The sequence below is a fragment of the Gelidibacter sp. genome (assembly GCF_039916245.1).
Classification (GTDB): Bacteria; Bacteroidota; Bacteroidia; order Flavobacteriales; family Flavobacteriaceae; genus Gelidibacter.
On record NZ_JBDSLS010000262.1, the window covers coordinates 1 to 5,438 of the forward strand.

At 37.5% G+C, this 5,438-nt stretch carries 5 protein-coding genes; 1 reads left to right on the forward strand and 4 read right to left on the reverse strand.

Going from position 1 to position 5,438, the window contains the following annotated elements; genetic code table 11:
• From ABIQ28_RS13590 to ABIQ28_RS13600, 3 genes are all read right to left on the reverse strand, one after another.
• A partial coding sequence (locus ABIQ28_RS13590) for a glycoside hydrolase N-terminal domain-containing protein (RefSeq protein ID WP_348038217.1) occupies window positions 1-511 on the reverse strand: 511 nt, incomplete at its 3' end.
• Between the two features lie 224 nt (window positions 512-735).
• Window positions 736-2,805, reverse strand: a complete 2,070-nt coding sequence (locus ABIQ28_RS13595; protein WP_348038219.1) for a family 20 glycosylhydrolase — start codon at window positions 2,803-2,805, stop codon at window positions 736-738.
• Window positions 2,806-3,033: 228 nt separating this feature from the next.
• The gene (locus ABIQ28_RS13600; RefSeq protein ID WP_348038221.1) at window positions 3,034-3,993 is read right to left on the reverse strand and encodes a ClpXP adapter SpxH family protein; all 960 of its coding nucleotides are present in this window, start codon (window positions 3,991-3,993) and stop codon (window positions 3,034-3,036) included.
• Window positions 3,994-4,174: 181 nt separating this feature from the next.
• Here ABIQ28_RS13600 and ABIQ28_RS13605 point away from each other — a divergent pair, with 181 nt between their 5' ends.
• Entirely contained in the window at window positions 4,175-4,531 is a 357-nt protein-coding gene (locus tag ABIQ28_RS13605; RefSeq protein WP_348038223.1) for a helix-turn-helix domain-containing protein, read from the forward strand.
• A 164-nt stretch (window positions 4,532-4,695) separates the two neighbouring features.
• On the opposite strand, the gene ABIQ28_RS13610 is transcribed toward ABIQ28_RS13605, so the two are convergent.
• The gene (locus ABIQ28_RS13610) at window positions 4,696-5,418 is read right to left on the reverse strand and encodes a YoaK family protein (protein ID WP_348038225.1); all 723 of its coding nucleotides are present in this window, start codon (window positions 5,416-5,418) and stop codon (window positions 4,696-4,698) included.
• Between the last annotated feature and the right edge of the window lie 20 nt (window positions 5,419-5,438).

Consider the following 5,438-nt stretch of genomic DNA (forward strand, 5'->3'; position numbering starts at 1 on the left):
TGTCATTATCAAAATCCAACCACAAATCTCCTAAGGTTTGAAACGAGCCATAAGGTATATTAGCACCGTTGCCACCTGTTCCGACACCTTTGCTGATTTGGGTTTTTCGGGTTAAGGAACTGGCTTCTTTGTATTTTCCTTCAAACAGCAACGTTCTTATAGTGGCTTGGGCCGGATAGGCATTAGGATTGTTATTATCATCCTGGCTTCCTGACCACATGCTCTCCTCGCTAAGTTGTATCCGCTCTCGATTGACATCGCCAAATACCATAGCGCCCAACGAGCCGTTACCCAAAGGCAATGCCTTTAACCATTCTGGATCCTCCTTCAAGCGGTGCGGCTCATTAATTGCAGGTGCTTTAGCCGGCTGTTTGTACCAGAGTTTAAGAGAGGGTGAAGAGACAGTGTTTTTAGAATGTAGGCTGTTTTTATCTGAACAAGAAGTTGTGGTGAGGATAACCCCCATAAATAACAGAAAAAATATTTTTGAAGTGATTTTAATAATATTCATTTTGCTAATAGTTGATTAGTTTTTATCTAGATGGCGTCTGTTTGGTAATCCTATTTTTTTCAACACCATTCATTCCTCAATGTAAGATTTTCAATGCACATGTTTTGTAACCAAAATCCGAGCCGAAACTAAGTTTTTTAGAGCGCAAAAGAAGGTTGGTCTTTATTTTTAACCATTTATGCCTCTTATTCTATACTTTGTTCATTTAAGATGGCGTATCGATTTTATGGCGTAATGTAGGTTAATTTTAGGTTTTTGATCGCTCCTGAAAACCCATTTTTTTGATCACCTATTTTTTCGAGAGGGAAGGCCAGTGTTTGTTGAAAATTAAATCCATTTGGAATGCCTTCCGTTTTTTTGTAAGCCGTTAACTGTTCTTTTTGCTCACCGTCAACATAAAGTGTAACACTTTGGTAATCGGCCATCAAACGAATGGTTTGCCAACTATTACTTTTAGGAATAAAATTAAAGGTATAGGTATAGCCGTCACGTGAAAACCCTAATTTACCTGAGCCTGCTGTGTTTAGTGTCACATTTCCGTAGTTGCTTTGGAAGAGGACGGCATTTGTTTGGTTGTTATTTTTTGGTTTGATCTCAAAAGAAACGTCATAGTTGTATCCTAAATTGGTGCCACCTAAGTCCAATACTTTAGTGCCATTAAAGTGAACGGGCGTTTTGCCAACTTTAGAGGCTATTTTATTTAATTCGACCTCTTTGTAACGGCCGCTTAAGTTTACTGAAGGGCCTTCAGAAGACGTTTCAGCTAACAGAAGATAGTCTTCAAGTGTTTTACTTGGCGCCACCTTCCAGTTTTTGGTACTGAGTACTTTTAGTGCAGGGATAGTACGGTAATGCACGTCTAATTGGGAAATTCCGTTGCCAGAGATGTCATTCCAGACGGCAAAAGTGGAGCCTAAAAGTCCTTTTTGAAAATTCGGCAAGGTTAACACAGTATTTACTTTTTCTGGTCTATAGTTGGTATAAAGCCAATTAATGTCTAGGAAATCTCTGTAGTAACCTGCGGCTGGTACAATATAAAGCCAGCTGTCTGGTGTAGAAATGATCTCAAACCCATCCGTCAACATTTTTTCAGCGTTCACCCAATCTTTACTCCAAGCATTCATGACAGCCTTACCTACCGGTTTTACCTCAGTTGATGGCGTATCTTTTAACCATTCCAAGCCGCCCCATAATCGTGGCGTTTTTCCTAATTGAGCAATATGATTTAGATAATGATTGGTAAATTCGCGAAAACGCTTGGCTTGCGCATTATCAACATCCCTACCGTTGCCTTCCTTAATATATTCATCGGTGCCTATATGGACATCCGGTCCGATAAAAACAGGATTTTCACCTTTTATATATTCATCAAAAAGTTTATCAAAGAAATCATAGATGACAGGAAGTTTTTCATCATCAAGTATGGCCAAATGATCATCTGCATAAGGTGCAGACGCTTTCAAGGCCGGGTTATAGCGTGTAAAAGCCAAGGCATGTGCAGGAATATCTATTTCTGGAATCACATTGACTCCGTAGGTCATTCCTAAGCGTTGCAGGTTCCGAAACTCTTCTTTTGTATAATGACCATCTTCAGCAGCCAAACCGGGATAGGTATCACTCTCCAATCGAAAGGCTGCATAAGTCTTTGACCAATCATTGTCATAATAGGCTTTAAATGCGTTATCATTTAAATGAACATGAAACTCATTCATTTTATAATAGGCTAGAATTTTCACATAATCTCTTAAATAGTCAATAGTAAAAAATTTTCTACCAACATCGAGCATAAATCCGCGACTTGGATAGTCAGGATAGTCGGTTATTAATCCAGATGGTATATTATTTTGATGGTTTTCAATCAGTTGGATCACTGTTCGCGTAGCCCAAAATACGCCGTTTCTGGAAGCGCCATTAATAGTTATGCCTTTGATAGAATCTAACTCCAGGGTATAGGCTTCACTATTTTTAAGCGGAGTTTGACTGTAGGTTAAAAGAATTTCGTTTTTTCTAACTGATTTTGTTTCATTGGTAACTGAGATGGTCGCTACAGTTGTAAACATGCTTGCGAGCTCCTCTTTTAATTGCGTGGCAATAAGCATTAAACTGTCGTCTTTATTGGTGTTTACCTTTATTTCTATAGAGGGAGGTAATTCATAAAGACCATTGCTAAAATCAAATTGTTGTACTTCAGGGATTACCTTCAGTTTGCTTTCCTGGGCGTAAATTTGATGTGTAGAAGCAGCAATAAACAGTAGGCATAAGTAAGCGTTAAAAATGTGATTAGGAAATTTCATAGTAGGGAATGATCGTTATAAAAGTAGAAACAAATATAAGTTAAATCAATAGAGTTCACCGATGATCCCTTTGAAACTTAATTAGACGCTCATTCCCGTGAAGATTTAATTGTATAGTTGATTGATCCTTGGTGAAATATAGGCAAAAAACAAAACAGGGTCAATATGCGAAAAGTAAGAATTGATGAAACTGACTTCCTGAAATAAACTCCTCAAAAATCATGTTTTTTATTGCCCTTTAATGGAGGAATGGAATTTAGCGTTTGTGTTCAATGTCCACATAGAACCATTTTTGGTTGTCAATTTTTCCAATTCTCCATTTTCAGAAAGTTTGTTTAATTGTTTTTCACTTTCGACCCTTGGTGAGCCGGACAGTTCGGAAAACTCTTTTGCCGTGAGGGAAGGATAGATGGAGAAGAGTGTTTTCCAATCTTTACTATATTCACTTTTGCTGACATTCGGATTCAATTTTAAAATGGCCATTTCGTAAAAGGCATAGGGCCTAGTGCCATATACGGTTTCTTGATTCCCGGTTTCGTCAATAAAGAATATAGTTGGAAATCCTCTTACGCCCATTTCTTTTGCTAATTTTAAGTCTTCATGGAACAACGTTTTTGCTTTGCCTTCAAAATCAGTTTTTAACTGTTCGACGTCAAGTCCTACTATTTTGGCAGCAGTAGCTAAATGTTCCCATTTAGCGATGTTTATCTTTTTCATAAACACCATGTCCCGTATTTCCCGCATAAATAAAATGGCTTTTTCTTCATCCTGCATTTGTGCGGCTTTAAAAGCGATGGATGGCGGATAAGAAGACTCTAAAGAGTCTTCCAGCCATAAATCTCCATCTATAGGCATATCATAATGCACACTCACTTCATCCCAATGAGAAGCAACGTCTGAAGGTTTACCAATGCCTCCACTGTTGTAACTCCAATCTGGCAATAAACCTCCCATTCTATATTCTATCTCGATGGCATTGCCATATTCCAATTTAAGTTTGCGCAATTGTGGTTCTATGCCCCAGCATGATGAGCAAATAGGGTCTGTAAAATAAATTAGCTTTATGGATTTTTCAGCGGATTGCATTGTGCTTTTAGAAGCTGCATCTGTATTTTCAACAGTTGTTTCACACATTCCGGTTTCTATGTCGCATATAAGTGGATTGTTTTTTGATGTTTCGTTACTCATGATTTTTTGTATTTAAGGATTAATTTCAGTCAACATTTTCTCCAAACTCCTGCTCATTAACTGATTGCTACAAATATAAAGAAAATAAGTGTATATTTGACACTGAATTCCTTTTGGAAAGTGGTTTCCTCTAAGAAACTACCTTGAAGGTGTTTTACATTTAATTCAGAATTTTTAATAAATGAAAAAGGAATCAGTTATAAACGATAATCCTGTTTGTCAAATTAGGATGCAAGCCATTAGCGATACGATGAGCATTTTATCTGGAAAATGGAAATTCCATATTTTAGGAACCCTTATAGAAGGCAACAAATTGGGATTTATGGATTTGTTGAGAGAGATTGAGGGCATTGGGAGCAAAATGCTTTCCAAAGAACTTCAGGATTTAGAATGCAACCATCTCATAAGCCGAACAGTTAAAGACACTAAACCCATTACAGTGAAATATGCCATTACCAAACATGGTGCAACACTTTCGCCACTTATCGAGGAGTTGGCAAAGTGGGGGGTAGCCTATCGAAAATCCGTTCACGGTTAATATGAATTTAGTTTTAGAACATTATCAAATCTGCTTCTATAAGAAAGCTTAAAACGCAACAGTTTCCTAAGGATTATTTTAATGACTCTTCAGCTATTTGTTCGGAACCTGGGGAAATCAGATTTGCCTTTTGTAAAAGCCGATAATTGTTGGAACCAATACGATTATTGGCGAATCTTTTTCTGCAATAACCTTAACTTCAATTTGATGTTTTCATAAATAATGCCCAAAATTAAAGTAACCGAACCGATAATTAAGGTGTAGATCCCCATTTTGGTATAAGCGAAACCACCTATAATTCCACCGATAAAGAAGAAACTAATGATGGTAAGTCGCAGCTTTATAATTTTGGTCAATTCCTCTCTTGAGTCTTTATCTGTATAAAAGAATAATTGTGAGAGCTCGATCCCCAAATCGGTAAAAAGGCCAGTGAGGTGGGTGGTTCGTACAACCGCATTTGAAATTCTTGTGACTAATGCGTTTTGTGCCCCCATGGCAAAGAGCAAAATGCAAGCAATTAAATCAGGATTTCCCGGAAGCAAGTATTTTCCGAAAATTCCGAGAAATAAAAGGATTAAACTTTCTACAAATGTAGGAATGATGTAAACGTAATCGGAATCTCTACGAGAGATCTTTTCTATGGCAAAATTAGAGACAAATGAGCCAGCTAAAAAGAAAAGGATATACAAAAAGTAAACAAGGCTGTGCCAGGGGTTTAGGCTGTAAACTTCATCAACCATAAAAGCAAAATGTCCAGTTACGTTTGTCGTGAGTTGGGCTACGGCTAAAAATCCGGTTACACTAACCAATCCAGCAACAAAAGATAATAGAGAAGCGATTTGTAAGTTGTGGCGGGCTGTTCTTTGTTTACCTTGTCGTATAAACATTTATTCCAACTTTAATTTGT

Coding starts and splice junctions, on each gene's coding strand:
- ABIQ28_RS13610 (WP_348038225.1), bottom strand. CDS start 5,418: ATGTTTATACGACAAGGTAAACAAAGAACAGCCCGCCACAACTTACAA.
- ABIQ28_RS13600 (WP_348038221.1), bottom strand. CDS start 3,993: ATGAGTAACGAAACATCAAAAAACAATCCACTTATATGCGACATAGAA.
- ABIQ28_RS13605 (WP_348038223.1), top strand. CDS start 4,175: ATGAAAAAGGAATCAGTTATAAACGATAATCCTGTTTGTCAAATTAGG.
- ABIQ28_RS13595 (WP_348038219.1), bottom strand. CDS start 2,805: ATGAAATTTCCTAATCACATTTTTAACGCTTACTTATGCCTACTGTTT.